The sequence below is a fragment of the Sulfitobacter sp. CW3 genome, assembly GCF_019392245.1.
Classification (GTDB): Bacteria; Pseudomonadota; Alphaproteobacteria; order Rhodobacterales; family Rhodobacteraceae; genus Sulfitobacter.
Map to the genome: position 1 here is coordinate 1 of NZ_JAHXRL010000396.1, position 255 is coordinate 255.

General features: G+C 70.2%; 1 pseudogene. It reads left to right on the plus strand.

Going from position 1 to position 255, the window contains the following annotated elements:
• Positions 1-16: 16 nt before the first annotated feature.
• Positions 17-255 (plus strand): annotated as a pseudogene (locus KZZ06_RS21560) (ABC transporter substrate-binding protein); the annotation flags it as partial.

Consider the following 255-nt stretch of genomic DNA (forward strand, 5'->3'; position numbering starts at 1 on the left):
GAGCGGGAGGTTTCGGATGAAGCGACGCACGCTGTTGCAGGGAGCCGGCGCCCTCGTCGCCGGCGCCGTCGCGGCGCCGGCCCTCGGCCGTGCGGAGGCTGCCAGGACCCAGCGCGTCATCCCGCAGCAGGATCTCGTGACCCTCGATCCGGTGACGACCTTCGCGTACATCACCCGCAACCACGGCTACATGGTCTTCGACACGCTCTACGGCATGGACGCGGCCTATCGCGCCACGCCGCAGATGGTCGAGGG